Raw genomic sequence first — 12,775 nt, forward strand, 5'->3', positions numbered from 1 at the left:
CCAGGGCCGCTCAATCGCGGCCCTTTTTATTTCGTGGGCCAGACGGCGAAGCGTTCTCTGGCCCTGACGTTCCTCGCGACAGCGTCTTCTTACGCCGGCGTCTTCTCCGCGGATATCCGGCAAGCAGCTTTACCGCTATCGCTGAGCACTCCCCTTCCCTTAAGCAAAACCGTTTTGTCGCCAGGCAGGCTGCCAAGCGATGCGAGGAACGATTCAAGAAAGGGTGAGTTCGATTCTCAAATTCAAGAAAACAAATTCAAGAGATATGAAGAGGTAACCCGATGACACGATCCGTGGAGGAGTTGAGACGCGAGTCCGAGCGCAGCCGCGCGGAGCTGGCCGCGACGGTGGGGCGATTGAGGGAGCAGATATCGGACACCGCCGATGACATTCGCCACAAGATCTCGCCGCAGCACATCAAGTCCGAAGTTACCGAATACGTCAGCCATAAGACCCAGAGTTGGGTTGACGGGCTCAAGCAACAGATCATGGACAATCCGATGCGCGCAGTGGCTGCGGGCGGCGCAATCGGTATCCCGCTGCTCCGCTTGGTGCGAGGCACGCCGCTGCCACTTCTCATGATCGGCGCCGGACTGGCCCTGACGTCGAAGACGGTGCGGGATCGCGCTGCAGACGTCACCGGCCCGGTCATGGACAAAGCGGAACACATGCTTGGGGACGTGACGGAGGGCGCCCGAGCCGTACAGGGTGACGCTAAGGAGACGCTGTCGTCCGCCCAAAGCCGAGCCGCCGGGATGGCTGCTGACGTGCAGGACAAGGCCGCTGGTCTCGCCTCTGACCTGCGGGCGAGCGCAGCGCAGGCTGCCAGCTTCGCAAGTGAAAAGCTGAAGAGCGGCATGGACGCCGCCAAGGATGCCGCTGCGAACGCGCCTGAGCAGGCCCGACAGACCATCGGCGACAATGCCGCCCTGATTGGGGGCTTGGGCATCGCGATCGGCGCCATCATTGCTGCCGCTCTTCCTGAGACCAAGGCTGAAGCCAAGGTGATGGGCCGGGCAAGCGACGGAGTGAAGCAGGCTGCGGCCGCTGCAGCGCAATCCGGATTCGGGGCGGCGAAAGATGCGGCTACATCCGCAGCCGACGCTGCGACGCAAAAGGTCGCCGAAGCCGATCTTGGCAGCCATACCAGCCGTATGACGCGGAACATGGCGGACACATTGAAGGAGGCAGCCGAAGACGTGGTCAAAGCTGCCTTTAGCCCCTCTCAAACCAACACTTGAAGGAATACCATCATGAGCGATTTGGACCCACACAACGTCACCCAATTCGGAAAGAACCAGGACAAGGGCGCCGCGAAGGACTTGAAAGAACAGCTTGGTGAGGTCGGAGCGGAGATGAAGCAGCGCGCCGGCGATGCTTTCCAGGCATCGGCCGGTCTTGCACAGGATAAGTTCGGCGAGGCCGCGGATGCAGCGAAGGGCGTCGCAGACGGGGCCGTTGACCAGATCCAGAGCCAGGCCCGCGAGCAGCAGCGGTCCGGCGCCGAATTCATCGAGCGCCTGGCGGGCAACATTCGCGAAGCCGGCCGCGCGTTTGAGGCAGACGTGCCTTTCGCGGCCCGGGGGATCGATTCCGCCGCCGACTATGTCGAGGACGCTGCGCAGAAGATCCGGGAAGGGAGCTTCAGAGATCTCCTCCAGGGTGCGACCGATTTTGCCAAGCGTCAGCCCGCCGCCTTTCTCGGGATATCGGTGCTGGCAGGGTTCGCGGCCGTCCGCTTCCTCAAGGCATCGGGCGAGCGCTCGTCATCCTCTCAGCAGCGCGACACGACAGAGAGATCTTCGTCGTCGCAACACGGTCAGAGGCCGGGCGGTTCGTTCTCGGCGGGACAACAAACCTGGTCTCAGGGCTCTATGCAGCGTAGTTCTGATACGAAACAAACCTCGTCGGCACAGGGCAGCAACGTACCATGAGCATCGAGCGCAATATCAAAACCAGCCAGGGCGAATTCAGGGCTGTCTCGACGCTGCTCGGCGACGCCCTGTCGCAGTTCGCCAAGCTCTTCCAGAATGAAATGGACCTGGCAAAGGCGGAGCTCGGCGAGAAGCTTCAGAAGATCGGTGGGGCGTTAGGCCTGATTGTAGGTGGCGCCGTTCTGGTGATCCCGGCGATCATCATGGTGCTGTTCGCCTTGTCCGCCGCGTTGATCTCGGCCGGATGGTCGCCGGCTGTCTCCTATCTGACCTCGGCAGTAATTGCGGGGGTCATCGCCGCCGTACTGGTTGCTATCGGCGTCAACCGGCTCGATGCGCGTCAGCTGACCCCTCGGGAAACGATCAGCCAGCTCGAAAAGGATAAGGATACGGTGAAGGGGATGGTGCGATGAGCAGCGCAAAGAGCAGCTTTATAGACAGTTTGGTGACCGCCGCCCGGGAAAACCCGCTCGCCGCCGCGCTGATCGGAGGCGGAGCGCTCTGGTTGCTCGCGGGCGACCAGAGGCTGAAGAGTGCGGCGCGATCGGCGACGGAGGCCGTTGCATCCGCCGCCGATGCTGGGACGAGTGGTCTCAGGTCGGCGGCATCCGCGGTCAAGCAGACCGTGGCGCCTCCGACCGCACCTGAGATGGACGACCACGGGTCGATGGGCGCCGGAGACACGTTTCAGGGCGCGACCGCTGCCGCTTCCGATGCGATGGCGGGAGCTGCCGACAGCGTGCGCGACCGCTTCGACGAGGGAGTCGCCTTTGCACGGGAGCAATTCAACAAACTCGGCAGTTCGTTTCCCGACAGACCGACCGTCAACAGCGCGAAATCGTCACTTACGGATGTGCTCGAGCGGCAACCTCTCGTTCTCGGGGTCGTGGGTATCGCGATCGGTGCAGCGGTTGCAGGCTCGTTTCGCGCGTCCGATATCGAGAACAAGTACGTCGGCGACGTCAGCGACGATGTGAAGGCGGATTTGAATCGACGCGCCGGTGCCGTCTCGCAAGCTCTGAGGGAAGCTTCGGACACCGTCGTCGCGGAGATAAGCGACACCGGTGCCGAACTTGTGGACCGCCTCAAGCAAACTGGCTCTGATGTTGCCGCCGCTGCGCGTGCGGAGGTGAAGTCCCCTTCATAAGTGATATCGCAGGAGCCCGATGGCGACCGCGCGCTCCTGCGATCCGAGATGGTCGCTCAGCAAAAAGCCTGAATTGATGCTCTTCAAATCGCGCGCCTTTGTCGGCCGGCGAAGAGGCCATACACAAAGAGCACGATGATGGCGCCGACCACGGCACCAACGAGTCCGGCACCCTCTCCTGGACGGTACCAGCCAAGAGCTTGGCCGAGATAGGTTGCAACGAAGGCGCCGACAATGCCGAGAATGGTGGTGAGAATGAACCCTGATGGTTCGTTGTCACCCGGCATGATAAATTTTGCGATCACGCCTGCGATAAAGCCGATGATGATCGTCCAAATAATTCTCCTTCGAATAAACGACCCGTTCAACTGCTATTAGGCTGGTAGACGCCCCTCAGGCGTATACTTGTCGATCGCCTGGGGCAGCTCACGCGATAACCTTGCGAGAATTTCTTCTTGAGAGAGCCCGGTCTCCTTCTCGAGCTTGTCCAAGACGTCGGGCCCGATTGCTTCCCGGAGCTGCGGAGGCGAGATTTCCTTGTTCGGCCCAGAACTGACCCAAGACTTGGCCGTGTCTCCATGGCCGTTCTGGTTGAATTTCTCCAGGAGTTCGCCAATTCCTCCTTGCAGCAGGCCCCCAACGCCTGCGCCGCTCAACATACCTGTAAGATTTCCGAGAAGGCCGCCGAGCGGCTGCTGGGGGTTGGCTGGCTCCAGCGATCCGGCGCCCGGCCCTCTAAGCAATTCCGCGAGCTTGTCTCGATTTTGATACCCGGCGATCGCCAGCATTCCGAGAAGTGCGGTCATGGAGGGCATTCCGCGGCTCATCTTAGGACTCCTCAACAGGTTAAACACTCGAACTCGGGGAAGACAGCTGAGTTCCTAACGCCCGGCAGACAGGACGATGGACGCGGGCTCCCTTGGCACTCGGCGCGCCTCGCTTCTGGCCATCACCCGCTGCGTATCCCAAACGATGACTGCGCAGTCGGAACGTTTAGAAGAACGGCGGGTTCGGCTTAGCGCCGCGCCGCTTTCGGGGCGCTTGCCTTATAGGGCCGCCATGTCTAATGCGGATCGCTCCTCGTCCTGGGAAGATGAAAATGTCCCAGCCGCCGCCAGTCCGGCCTCGACCATCTTATCGCTGCAGATTGGCGTCGTCATCGTAGCTGCGCTCTATTTCGCAAGGGAAGTGCTTGTACCGATCACTGTCGCGGTTCTTCTATCATTCGTCCTCTCTCCACTGGTGAACTTCCTTCGACGGTTGCGGTTTGGCCGTTCCAGCTGCTGGGCGAGCAACTGGACGATGCGTGACCCCAATCCGCCGGGCTCTGCCCCCTCGGGCAGCGAACGAGACCGCAATGTGGCCGGGCCTGTCGCCGGGAAAAGCGTACTTCAGCGAGTTCGTGACAAGCTCGTTCGTGATCATGCCGATCGCGAGCGCATGGCTGCTGGCCAGGTCGATGTCCTCGCAGACCACCTGAAATGCAATCGGCCCGGGAGGCGCCAAAGACTGGAAGACCTTCTCCACGACGTTGTTCAAAAAGAAGCGCATGTTCACGGAGCTCGAATCCCGCTTTGGCGAGAGATGGTCGTAGGCCTCCGCCATCACCTGCAGGCGACGCGCGGTGGCCTCCAGCGCGGCCGCGACTTCCGAACCGCCATGTCTCGCCTCCAGCCTAATCATACCGCCAAGGATGCGAGGTTGTTCTTCGTCCGGTGAGCCATCTCCTGCAGCAGCAGGGCCTTCGTCTTGTCCGCCAAAACCACCCGCCCCAGCTCGGAGCGTTGGAATTCGGCGACGGCGGCCGTTCCGGCTGCGGTGATGGCGAAGAGAGCGTTAGTCGCCAAGTAGTCCATGCCGTTGTTGCCGGCATAGCCGACGTAGGCACCGACGGCGACCGCGATGATGACTGCGAAAATTCCAGAGCCGCGGTCGAAGACCAGGCCCGAGAGAAACACACCGGGAAGCAGCAGGAAATATCCCGGCGAACCCGTCTGCATCTGCAGTGCCATCTGCAGGACGGCGCAGCCCAGCATGATGCACGTCGAAATGGCGTACCTGGCTACTGTCGGAAGCCCATGCTCCAGGACGAGAGGGAAGAGCCTGTTCATGGACCGAGAACCGCCAGCCACGCATGCCCGTTCCTCACTACGGCGCGTCGGCTCCAGGCCACGGGACCAGCTCTCTCGCAAGCTGCATCAGAGCCGGGAACGACCGCAACGTTGCGCCGTTCGAATGTGAGACACTAAATCCACAAGAGCCACCAGTGAGCGTACTTCTCGTCGAAGACGATCCTCTGATCCGCGAATTCGTCGTCGATGCCCTGCGCGAGGCCGGCTATCACGTGATCCATGCGAGCACGGGAGAGGAAGCGCTCGCTTGGTGCGACCGCCGCGTCGCGGATGTGCTGATCACCGACGTGAGGCTACCCGGACAGGTCGACGGGTGGCAGATCGCGGAACGCTGTCGGGAGCAGTACCCGAATTTGCCGGTCGTCTACGCGACCGGCTTCTCGCCGGTCCCGCCTCGCCCGGTCCAAGGCAGCCGTATCGTGAGAAAGCCCTTCCACCCGGACGAGATCGTGCGGGTGGTCAAGGAATTCGACCGAGTGAGGGGTGCGCCGCCGGGTTAGCGATCAACCGGCGGACCTTCGGAATTTCAGCGGGGTTGGACGCGGAAGGTTCAAACTTCCTTCACGCAGGAACGAAGGCTCCAGTGCCAAGTTTTCCCAATGCCCCTGCCCCAGGGGCGAACCCCGTACTGGCCCCAGCTCATAGCCCCCTAGCCCCCAGAGCTGGGGCCTTCTCTGTACGGGTCTTTCAGAAAAGCTCTAGAGAAATCGCTCGAGACTATTCGCCGGCCGCGGGAGCGGCGGAATCCTGGGCGCCGAGCAGCTTCAGCGCCGTCTCGATTTTCGAAAGCACCGCCTGGATCTCGGCCCGCTCGTTCGGACCCGGATCGGTCTCGAGACGAGCGAGCAATTGCTCTTTCTGAGCTAGGAGCTTCGCAACAGCCGACATCTCATCATCCCCACAGGAAATCGACCGAGAAAGGGCCGCTCGAGAGCGGCCCTTTCGTAGTTCACCAGCTTCGGGTGCCGAAGCTGAAACCGATGCTCGGCCCGCCGCCGTAGTAGCCGTAGCCGCGATCGTAGTAGCCGGGACCGCCGTAGTAGCCGTAGCTCCGGCGGACCACATACCCGTCGTCCCCGCCGTAGTAGCGCTGGACGTAGCGCGGGCCGCGGGTCCGGTAGCAGCGACCGTACTCGTCACAGACGAGCCGGACCTGCTCGGTGCCGCCAAGCTCGGCCGATGCGATGGCCGCAGGTGCGAGCGGGGCGGCATTCGCCGACGCCGCCATCAGGGTCGCCGTGAGCGCTCCCAACACGATAGTCTTCATGGTTCTTCTCCTCCGTTGCGAGATCAATCGATCTCTTCGATGACGCGACGCTCATGGGGTTCGACGATGTAGGTGCGGCTGTCCCGGTTGATGTACCGGTACTCGCGAAGGGTCGGAGCATCCCGATAGACCTCTTCAGGGAACGCCTCGATCTCCACGCCTTCCGGCACGCGCTCGCCGGTCCGGAGCTCGGTCCGGACCGAGCTGCCGGTGGTCACCCGCTTCTCGCGCTCGACCGGGCGCGCCTTCGCGTGCTTGCGGGCGACCTCGCGATCGCGGTCGCTGAACGTCACCTTGCGCTGCTCGGTGCGCGCCGGCGCCGACGCGGTCGAACGGCCCGAGTACGGCAGGACGGTCACGATCTTGTAGGTCGATGGTTCGATGATCACGATCTCATCCTTCACCAGGACGAAGTTGTAGCCCCGATACTGCGGCACGATCTCGACGACCTCGGCCGGCAGCGGCTGCAGCCGGACGTCGCGCGGGACGACGGTGCCCACCGACAGGGAGAAGTTCACGTTGGTGAGAGGCTGCACGTTCAGGTGCGAGATTGACGTGCTGATGCGGGTCCGCTGCTGGTCGTTGATGTTCACCGACGCATTCACGTTGGTGTTCGACGAACGATCCGCCGTGTTCTGCTGATTGTTCGGCTGCTGCGCGGTTTTGGTCGAGCCGCTACCCGGGGGCGACTGCGCCTGGTTAGTGCCGGAAGCCGGCGGATTGGCGCTCTGCGTCGTGCTAGACGGCGAGTTGGTCTGCGCCTGGTTGGACGGCGTCGTGGACTGGTTCGTCGGCTGATTGGTCTGCGCCTGGTTCGTCGAGTTGCCCGAGGCGGGCGCCTGGGTGGTGTTGGTGCCTGACCCGGAATTGGACGGCGGGCTACCAGCGGTCTGGTTGGTCGATGATGGCGACTGGCTCTGAGCCGAGTTGCTCGAGGGAGTGGTCTGAGCCGAGCCCGATGAATTCGAGGGTGTCGACGTCGGAGAGGACGGCGTCGCCGTGGAGTCCTTTTGCTGCGTTGCGGACGGAGTGGAGCTCGACGTGCTCGGAGATGATTGCGCGAATGCCGAAGTCGCGATGGCGACGGCAGCGGTCGTTGCCAAGAATAAACGCTTGTTCATCTCTGAAACCTCCTAAAAGCAGACGTCGGTTAACCCGAAGGGCCGGTCTCGGTTCCGTTTCGGGAAAATTCGGCAATTTCTTCCGCAGGCCGGATAATTCGTGCTGTAGCGAAATGGCACGACGGGTTAGTGGGGCGGGAACAACCGGAACTTCGACGAAGAATCTCCGTTGGCAGTGACTACCTGCGAACACTGAGGAGGACATCATGAAGAAGCTGATCGTGTGCGGCGCGCTCGCCGCTTTCGCCCTCGGCACCCAGGCCGCCAGCGCCGCCGAGTTCTACATCGTGCGCGATGCGACCACCAAGAAGTGCACTGTTGTCGACAGCAAGCCGACCACGACCACCACCACGGTTGTCGGCAATGGCGTCTACAAGACCAAGGTCGAGGCCGAGTCGGCTGTCAAGACCACCAAGGTCTGCACCGAGCAGTAAGCGACCATTCGCGGGCCGACAGGCCCGCGAACTACTGACAGCAATTGGAGGAGAAAATGCCCGTTTTGATTCTTTGGGCCGTTCCCGCCGTTCTCGTTGTTGGCGGCGTCGGCTATTTCCTGGTTCATATGCACTAAACTACTAGCTTTCGCACCAACGGCCCGTCCGTCTCCCCGGACGGGCCGTTTCTGTTTGGCGGGCGTGATCGAACCTCAAAGAAAAAGGGGCCTCCGATGGGGGCCCCTCAATCCGAGAATGCTTGGTCCCTCAGTTGTAGTCCGAATACTTGAACTGCGGCAGCGCCTTCAGCTGCTCCTTGTTGCCGCTCATCACCGCGTGGTCCGGGACCCAATCGTTCGTGTTGCGGTTTGTCGTGCTAGTCGAAGCCGCGCCGGTGGTCGTCGTCTCGCGCGTAGTGGTCGAGTTGCCGGTCGAGCTGGTCCGAACCGGCTCTTCGACGAATTTCAGCTTGTCCATCGAGACCGCGATGTCGTGCTCGCCCATCCCGAGGAAACCGCCGATACCGATCACCACAGCATTGATCTTGCCGCTCTTGTCGACCAGCAGTTCGTTGATGTCGCCCAGCTTCTCGTTGGCCTCGTTATAGACGTTCAGGCCCATGAGCTTCGAAGCGCGCCAATTGTCCTTCAGCATCATCTTGTCGGCGGGTTGTGCGGTGGCCGCCGGCGCGGCGCGGTCGGCCGGCTGAGCGGATTGCGCGAACGCGGCGCCGCCGATCACGGCAGTGCTCAGCAGAGCGACGGCAAGAAAGCTTTTCATCGAATTTTCTCCTCCAGGTGACGCACCCGTTCGGATGCCCGCCCCAACGCGTATGATTGCCGCTTGTTCCCAGATCGGAACGTGCGACGATCTCTTCGATCCTGCGCGCTCGGATGCGCCTCAGGCGAGACAGCCTCCGCGAGCGACCAGCTCGCGATAGCTTTCTTCGTAGCGGCGGGCCATACGGTCGGCTGCAAATCGCTCTTCGAAACGGGCGCGGATCCTACTCCGATCCAGCAGGCCCGCTTTCCCGACCGCCTCGATCGCCTGCTCCTCGCCATTGACTATGAAGCCGGTGACGCCGTCCTCGACCACTTCCGGCACCGATCCGGAGCGGTACGCGATCACAGGCGTACCGCAAGCCATCGCTTCGATCATGACGAGACCGAACGGCTCCGGCCAATCGATCGGAAACAGGAGCGCGGCAGCCCCCGCGAGGAAAGGCTCCTTGCGGGCTTCGTCCACCTCGCCGACGAGCTTGATCTCCTTGCCGTCTATCTCCGGCTCCAGCTTCTTTTTGAAATACGCCGTCTCCGCCCGGGGTATCTTAGCCGCAATCCGCAGCGGCATCCCGACGGCGCGTGCGATGCGTATCGCATCTTCGGGCCCCTTTTCCGCCGTGAGCCGTCCGAGAAACGCAAGATACGAACCGCTTTCGAACGACGGTCGAAACTGGTCCTTGGGAAGCCCATGGGGGATCGTCGCGATCCAGTTCGCATCCGGAAGCGGACGGCGCTGGTTGTCGGAGATGGAGACGAAGGGGGCCTCCGGAAAAGCGCCGATCACGTCCGCCAGGCCGGGAAGGTCGAGGCGTCCGTGCATGGTCGTCAGAAACGGCACTCCCGTGCGTCTCAGGACCGGCAGCGGCAACCAGTCGATATGGGAGTGGATGACGTCGAAGTCGCGCGCGCGCTCGGCTATCGCCTCGATGAGCAGCGCGCAGGCGGCGTTCGGATCGGCGCCCCGCCGCCCCAGGCGCAGCGCGCGCGGCCATACGGGGTGGAGCTTGGCTTTTGTGCTGGAATCTCCGCTCGCGAACAGGGTGACGTCGTGACCGAGATCGATCAGTTCGTCCACCAGCCAGGCGATCACCCGTTCGGTGCCGCCGTACAGCTTCGGAGGAACGCTCTCGGCCAAAGGGGCAAGCTGGGCGATCCGCATCGAGCTAGGCCCCGAATGCGCTGCGCAAGCCAACCACAAGGACTGCGGAAATGAGAAAGGAAATCGCGAGCAGCGTCCAACTGGGCCGTGTGCTTCCGTTGGCAACGCGCGCGACAAGTATTTTCATGCACGTCAACATTCGTCTTTGGGGAGCCGGTGTAGGTAGTAGGCTATTCCGAAGGTCGCGAGGTCTTCGGTGTCGCTCTGTCGCGCTTCCCATCTCCGATGCAGGTAGCGCTCCATAAGGCAGCGTCGGCCATCATGAGCGTCGACGTCGGGGTGCCGTGCCCGATACGCCGTCCAGGCGGTCTCCGTGGCATTTTTCAAGACGACTTCGTCGACCATCTGCATGCTCCCGGCGACCGATCCGATCGCTGGCAACTCGTCAGGGTCAGCAAAAGTTTCCAGTTTTTCCCGGTTACCCTCGCGAACCGGACAAGCGCGCGTTCAGCAAGCTTTTGCGCGGGCCCGCTCACGTGCCGCACGACGGCGCTGCAGCCGCTGGCTTCGGCCAGAGCGCCTGGCGGCGAGAGGTGGGGACGCCGCTGGACTTGAAGCCGGCGGATCAACGGCGGGCGCCGGGCTCTCTGTCCTCGGCTCGGCAGGCTTGGCTTCCATGAGCTCGAGCACGGATCGGCCCTTCTCCGTTATTCGCCATCCGCCATTCAGACGCTCGACCAGTCCTTGCGAGAAGATGTCGAGCTCCGGCACGCGAGCGGCCAAGCGCTTGGTGCGGTCCGCCCAGTCACGCCCGCTCGTCGCCAGGATCGCCATGTCGCGTTTGAGGTCCGCCATGACGGCGAATCCATCGGGATAGCTCACCAGGATCTTGAGCACGGTGACCTGGAAGTTCACCCCGCCTTCTCCTATCGTCCCGTCGTCGGCGCGTCGTGGAGTGCCTCGCGTCCGACCTGCTTCAGCCTCTCGGGCGAGGTGTCGCCGTCGGTGGCCGCTTCCAGCATTCTCGAGGCAACATGGGTGCGTGCCGCGGTTTCGTGGCGCGAGACGTCCTCGCAGACCTCGTCGAAGACGGCGCGCAAGAGCGCGGTCGTGGCCGGATCGAACATGGGAACCCCCAACGCGAGAAGAGTTAGTCTACTCGGAAACGCTGTACGGTGAACTCAACAAAGTTAACGCGGTCACATCAAGCGAAAGGCCGTCGAGAGCTTCCGCGACGCAACATGAAGAGAACCCAACCGGGACTTGCTGTTGTGGTCCAAGCTCGATCCTCTCGAGCGAAGCTGCCCAGGCGCCGATGTCGGCTCGCCGCCGGGCGAGCGAAACCATTGCCATTTTTTCCCGTTGTCGGTGGGGCGCACGAACAACTTGAAAGGATGCTCAATGAAGAAGATTGCAATGTCGGCGCTGATGGTCGGCGCCCTTGGTCTCGCCTCGGTAGCCACCACGGCCCCTGCCGAAGCTCACTGGCGAGGCGGCTGGGGCCCGGGCATCGCTGGCGGCCTCGTCGCGGGTGCCGTGATCGGCGGCCTCGCCTCTTCGGCATATGGGTGGGGACCGGGTTATGGCTACTACGGGGGCCCTGGCTACTATGGGGCTGGCTACTATGGCGGTCCCTACGCCTACGACTACGGATACGACGAGCCCTATCGTTGGGGCGGCGGCTACACCACGACCTACTACACTGCGCCGGTGTCCTACGGTCATCGCTATCGCCGCGTCGTTCGCCCTGCCTACGCCTACTATCGTGGGTCCTATCCGGTCGTTCGTCATCACTGGCATCGGCACCACCGCCACTGGTGAGTGCGGGCGCACGTGAAAGCGACGAAGGCCGCACCCCGAGGGAGCGGCCTTTTTCCTTAACCCCAGTCACGCTTCCGCTCACCACCATCTGCCGGCAAACGGATCAGTCCGCTCGAAGGCGAGACGCTTGTCTGATGTTCGCTTCTGCAGCTTTGCCGATCGCTTCGGATGTGTGAGGACCGCCGCAGCGCGGGCCGGCGCTTCCTTTCGGGTCTCGCCGGAGGGTGCTGCGGGCACGGCGGCCATGGCTTCTCGCAGCGGCTCTTCCGGGACCGGGTCGGCCTGCGCGAGAATCGGCGCTTCGGCCCGCTGGCTGGTGTCGAAGACAATCTTCTCCGGGATGCTCCTCGCCGATTTTATGCGGATGATGGTCCTGTCGGGGTCGGCCAGGGCGGCGGCTTCGACCGGTGCGGGCAGGTACCGATCCGCAGCGAAAAGCAGCGCCAGCAAGAACCCGCCGACGAAGACGAAATAGCGCAGAATCGGCATGTACGGCCGCTCGCAAATGAAATCAGGGGATCGGCCGGGCCGGATGGGTGGCGGGCCGCTGCGATCAGCGACCCGCCGGGAAACTCAGTCGATCTCCTGGACGACCGTGCGGGTCGACGGATCGACCAGCATTACGCGCTCGCCCGAGTAGACATAGCGGTACTTGGTAAGCGAAGGACCCCAGTCGGCAGGCACCGCCTCGAGCTCGACTTCACGCGGCACAGGCTGGCCGACCACGATCTTCTGCTGCACCGGACGAACCTTATGCTCGGTAACGTAGGTGCGGATCTTGGTGCGGTATTCCGGCTCGATCTGCACGGCGGCCGCATGACCAGTGCCGGTGGTGGTGACGACGGTCGACTGCGCCATCGCGCTCGTCGAGATCAGCGCCGCCAGCGCGGTCGTCAATAGAAGCTTGTTCATGTTGTTCTCCTCGCCGCCATATGCGGCATCCGAGAACCCGGGAATGATGGCAAGGTTCCGGGAAAACGGCAGGATGATTGCTTATTTTTCCCGAAATGATGGCGCGAGCCGTGCGGATAGAGCCAT

21 protein-coding genes are annotated in these 12,775 nt (G+C 62.7%); 8 read left to right on the top strand and 13 right to left on the bottom strand.

The features are described from left to right. The 5 genes from IC66_RS47995 to IC66_RS0123970 all read left to right on the top strand — a co-directional run. Positions 1-285 (top strand): hypothetical protein (locus IC66_RS47995; RefSeq protein ID WP_210161483.1); only part of this gene is annotated, 285 nt, incomplete at its 5' end. Continuing rightward, positions 282-1,241 carry a DUF3618 domain-containing protein gene (locus IC66_RS0123955; protein WP_038949313.1) on the top strand — a complete coding sequence of 320 codons (960 nt, stop codon included), beginning with the start codon at positions 282-284 and terminating at the stop codon, positions 1,239-1,241. The genes IC66_RS47995 and IC66_RS0123955, both read left to right, overlap by 4 nt. Positions 1,242-1,253: 12 nt before the next feature. Next, complete coding sequence (locus IC66_RS0123960; RefSeq protein WP_038949314.1) at positions 1,254-1,934, top strand: hypothetical protein; 681 nt, start codon at positions 1,254-1,256, stop codon at positions 1,932-1,934. Beyond that, a complete protein-coding gene (locus IC66_RS0123965; protein WP_038949316.1) occupies positions 1,931-2,347 on the top strand; it encodes a phage holin family protein in 417 nt (138 codons plus the stop codon). Before IC66_RS0123960 ends, IC66_RS0123965 begins: the two co-directional genes overlap by 4 nt. Then, a complete protein-coding gene (locus tag IC66_RS0123970) occupies positions 2,344-3,081 on the top strand; it encodes a hypothetical protein (protein WP_038949317.1) in 738 nt (245 codons plus the stop codon). The genes IC66_RS0123965 and IC66_RS0123970 overlap by 4 nt, the downstream gene beginning before the upstream one ends. An 83-nt stretch (positions 3,082-3,164) precedes the next feature. Here the strand turns inward: IC66_RS0123970 and IC66_RS0123975 are convergent, their stop codons facing one another. The 4 genes from IC66_RS0123975 to IC66_RS0123985 all read right to left on the bottom strand — a co-directional run bounded on the left by IC66_RS0123975 (position 3,165) and on the right by IC66_RS0123985 (position 5,117). Continuing rightward, positions 3,165-3,368: a GlsB/YeaQ/YmgE family stress response membrane protein gene (locus IC66_RS0123975; RefSeq protein ID WP_049806618.1), complete on the bottom strand. Its 204-nt coding sequence runs from the start codon at positions 3,366-3,368 to the stop codon at positions 3,165-3,167. Positions 3,369-3,455: 87 nt separating this feature from the next. Continuing rightward, entirely contained in the window at positions 3,456-3,908 is a 453-nt protein-coding gene (locus IC66_RS0123980; RefSeq protein ID WP_038949319.1) for a YidB family protein, read from the bottom strand. A 394-nt stretch (positions 3,909-4,302) separates the two neighbouring features. Next, a complete protein-coding gene (locus IC66_RS48435; protein WP_244429154.1) occupies positions 4,303-4,764 on the bottom strand; it encodes a sensor histidine kinase in 462 nt (153 codons plus the stop codon). Further along, the gene (locus tag IC66_RS0123985) at positions 4,761-5,117 is read right to left on the bottom strand and encodes a sensor histidine kinase (protein ID WP_244429155.1); all 357 of its coding nucleotides are present in this window, start codon (positions 5,115-5,117) and stop codon (positions 4,761-4,763) included. The genes IC66_RS48435 and IC66_RS0123985 overlap by 4 nt, the downstream gene beginning before the upstream one ends. A 230-nt stretch (positions 5,118-5,347) precedes the next feature. On the opposite strand from IC66_RS0123985, the gene IC66_RS0123990 reads away from it, so the two are divergent. Beyond that, positions 5,348-5,713, top strand: a complete 366-nt coding sequence (locus tag IC66_RS0123990) for a response regulator (protein ID WP_038949320.1) — start codon at positions 5,348-5,350, stop codon at positions 5,711-5,713. 217 nt (positions 5,714-5,930) lie between these two features. On the opposite strand, the gene IC66_RS47790 is transcribed toward IC66_RS0123990, so the two are convergent. The 3 genes from IC66_RS47790 to IC66_RS0124005 form a co-directional block, all read right to left on the bottom strand. Further along, entirely contained in the window at positions 5,931-6,101 is a 171-nt protein-coding gene (locus tag IC66_RS47790) for a hypothetical protein (protein ID WP_193375315.1), read from the bottom strand. Positions 6,102-6,162: 61 nt separating this feature from the next. Continuing rightward, a complete protein-coding gene (locus IC66_RS0124000; protein ID WP_038949321.1) occupies positions 6,163-6,480 on the bottom strand; it encodes a hypothetical protein in 318 nt (105 codons plus the stop codon). A 23-nt stretch (positions 6,481-6,503) separates the two neighbouring features. Further along, on the bottom strand, positions 6,504-7,601 hold the full coding sequence (locus IC66_RS0124005; RefSeq protein WP_038949322.1) for a DUF1236 domain-containing protein: 1,098 nt from the start codon (positions 7,599-7,601) through the stop codon (positions 6,504-6,506). Positions 7,602-7,807: 206 nt separating this feature from the next. On the opposite strand from IC66_RS0124005, the gene IC66_RS0124010 reads away from it, so the two are divergent. After that, on the top strand, positions 7,808-8,035 hold the full coding sequence (locus IC66_RS0124010; RefSeq protein WP_038949323.1) for a hypothetical protein: 228 nt from the start codon (positions 7,808-7,810) through the stop codon (positions 8,033-8,035). A gap of 267 nt (positions 8,036-8,302) precedes the next feature. Here IC66_RS0124010 and IC66_RS0124015 read toward each other — a convergent pair whose 3' ends face one another. From IC66_RS0124015 to IC66_RS0124035, 4 genes are all read right to left on the bottom strand, one after another. Further along, positions 8,303-8,815, bottom strand: coding sequence for a PRC-barrel domain-containing protein (locus tag IC66_RS0124015; protein WP_038949324.1), 513 nt, complete (start codon positions 8,813-8,815; stop codon positions 8,303-8,305). Positions 8,816-8,935: 120 nt separating this feature from the next. Then, a complete protein-coding gene (locus IC66_RS0124020) occupies positions 8,936-9,976 on the bottom strand; it encodes a glycosyltransferase family 4 protein (RefSeq protein ID WP_038949325.1) in 1,041 nt (346 codons plus the stop codon). A gap of 447 nt (positions 9,977-10,423) precedes the next feature. Further along, positions 10,424-10,831 carry a hypothetical protein gene (locus IC66_RS0124030; protein ID WP_038949327.1) on the bottom strand — a complete coding sequence of 136 codons (408 nt, stop codon included), beginning with the start codon at positions 10,829-10,831 and terminating at the stop codon, positions 10,424-10,426. 11 nt (positions 10,832-10,842) lie between these two features. Next, positions 10,843-11,043, bottom strand: coding sequence for a hypothetical protein (locus tag IC66_RS0124035; RefSeq protein WP_038949328.1), 201 nt, complete (start codon positions 11,041-11,043; stop codon positions 10,843-10,845). A gap of 274 nt (positions 11,044-11,317) precedes the next feature. Between IC66_RS0124035 and IC66_RS0124040 the strand changes: the two genes are divergently transcribed. After that, positions 11,318-11,737: a hypothetical protein gene (locus tag IC66_RS0124040; protein WP_038949329.1), complete on the top strand. Its 420-nt coding sequence runs from the start codon at positions 11,318-11,320 to the stop codon at positions 11,735-11,737. Between the two features lie 78 nt (positions 11,738-11,815). Here IC66_RS0124040 and IC66_RS0124045 read toward each other — a convergent pair whose 3' ends face one another. Both IC66_RS0124045 and IC66_RS0124050 read right to left on the bottom strand, forming a co-directional pair. Next, entirely contained in the window at positions 11,816-12,226 is a 411-nt protein-coding gene (locus tag IC66_RS0124045; RefSeq protein ID WP_049806619.1) for a hypothetical protein, read from the bottom strand. An 84-nt stretch (positions 12,227-12,310) separates the two neighbouring features. Continuing rightward, positions 12,311-12,649, bottom strand: a complete 339-nt coding sequence (locus IC66_RS0124050; RefSeq protein WP_038949331.1) for a DUF1236 domain-containing protein — start codon at positions 12,647-12,649, stop codon at positions 12,311-12,313. Between the last annotated feature and the right edge of the window lie 126 nt (positions 12,650-12,775).

The organism is Bradyrhizobium genomosp. III (assembly GCF_000261705.1).
Taxonomy (GTDB): domain Bacteria; phylum Pseudomonadota; class Alphaproteobacteria; order Rhizobiales; family Xanthobacteraceae; genus Bradyrhizobium; species Bradyrhizobium ottawaense.

Excerpts from the sequence above, each read along its gene's own strand:
- IC66_RS0123955 (WP_038949313.1), top strand. The coding sequence starts at position 282 with ATGACACGATCCGTGGAGGAGTTGAGACGCGAGTCCGAGCGCAGCCGC.
- IC66_RS47790 (WP_193375315.1), bottom strand. The coding sequence starts at position 6,101 with ATGTCGGCTGTTGCGAAGCTCCTAGCTCAGAAAGAGCAATTGCTCGCT.
- IC66_RS0124050 (WP_038949331.1), bottom strand. The coding sequence starts at position 12,649 with ATGAACAAGCTTCTATTGACGACCGCGCTGGCGGCGCTGATCTCGACG.
- IC66_RS0123980 (WP_038949319.1), bottom strand. The coding sequence starts at position 3,908 with ATGAGCCGCGGAATGCCCTCCATGACCGCACTTCTCGGAATGCTGGCG.
- IC66_RS0124015 (WP_038949324.1), bottom strand. The coding sequence starts at position 8,815 with ATGAAAAGCTTTCTTGCCGTCGCTCTGCTGAGCACTGCCGTGATCGGC.
- IC66_RS48435 (WP_244429154.1), bottom strand. The coding sequence starts at position 4,764 with ATGATTAGGCTGGAGGCGAGACATGGCGGTTCGGAAGTCGCGGCCGCG.
- IC66_RS0124000 (WP_038949321.1), bottom strand. The coding sequence starts at position 6,480 with ATGAAGACTATCGTGTTGGGAGCGCTCACGGCGACCCTGATGGCGGCG.
- IC66_RS0124045 (WP_049806619.1), bottom strand. The coding sequence starts at position 12,226 with ATGCCGATTCTGCGCTATTTCGTCTTCGTCGGCGGGTTCTTGCTGGCG.
- IC66_RS0123965 (WP_038949316.1), top strand. The coding sequence starts at position 1,931 with ATGAGCATCGAGCGCAATATCAAAACCAGCCAGGGCGAATTCAGGGCT.
- IC66_RS0123985 (WP_244429155.1), bottom strand. The coding sequence starts at position 5,117 with ATGCTGGGCTGCGCCGTCCTGCAGATGGCACTGCAGATGCAGACGGGT.
- IC66_RS0123970 (WP_038949317.1), top strand. The coding sequence starts at position 2,344 with ATGAGCAGCGCAAAGAGCAGCTTTATAGACAGTTTGGTGACCGCCGCC.
- IC66_RS0124035 (WP_038949328.1), bottom strand. The coding sequence starts at position 11,043 with ATGTTCGATCCGGCCACGACCGCGCTCTTGCGCGCCGTCTTCGACGAG.
- IC66_RS0124040 (WP_038949329.1), top strand. The coding sequence starts at position 11,318 with ATGAAGAAGATTGCAATGTCGGCGCTGATGGTCGGCGCCCTTGGTCTC.
- IC66_RS0124010 (WP_038949323.1), top strand. The coding sequence starts at position 7,808 with ATGAAGAAGCTGATCGTGTGCGGCGCGCTCGCCGCTTTCGCCCTCGGC.
- IC66_RS0123960 (WP_038949314.1), top strand. The coding sequence starts at position 1,254 with ATGAGCGATTTGGACCCACACAACGTCACCCAATTCGGAAAGAACCAG.
- IC66_RS0124005 (WP_038949322.1), bottom strand. The coding sequence starts at position 7,601 with ATGAACAAGCGTTTATTCTTGGCAACGACCGCTGCCGTCGCCATCGCG.
- IC66_RS0123975 (WP_049806618.1), bottom strand. The coding sequence starts at position 3,368 with ATGCCGGGTGACAACGAACCATCAGGGTTCATTCTCACCACCATTCTC.
- IC66_RS0124020 (WP_038949325.1), bottom strand. The coding sequence starts at position 9,976 with ATGCGGATCGCCCAGCTTGCCCCTTTGGCCGAGAGCGTTCCTCCGAAG.